Genomic DNA, 300 nt, shown 5'->3' on the forward strand with positions numbered 1-300 from the left:
TGCAAGACCACGTCGTCTGCGCCAAGGTTATAGGCGTCTTGCATCCACAGCAGACGGTTGACCACGCCGGCATGCTCGTTCATCACGCCCTTCGGCAACCCGGTAGAGCCTGAGGTGTAGATCACATAGGCCAGGTGACGCGGGGTCAAGCCGGTGACAACCGGGTTGCTGGAAGGCTGCGCGTTCCAGGTCGGCTGATCCAGGTCGATAACCTGGGCCGAATCCGGTACGTGCCGCGTAGCGCTATGCACCAGCACCGCCACCGGCGCGCTGTCGCTGAGCATATGCCGCACACGCTCT

The 300-nt window shown here is 63.0% G+C and carries 1 protein-coding gene; it reads right to left on the minus strand.

Annotated features, from left to right (window positions below; translation table 11 throughout):
• The coding region (locus ACQZ2L_RS25140; protein ID WP_430328329.1) for an AMP-binding protein at positions 1-300 on the minus strand (300 nt) is incomplete at both ends.

It is taken from the genome of Pseudomonas shirazensis (genome assembly GCF_050496565.1).
GTDB classification, from domain to species: Bacteria; Pseudomonadota; Gammaproteobacteria; order Pseudomonadales; family Pseudomonadaceae; genus Aquipseudomonas; species Aquipseudomonas shirazensis_A.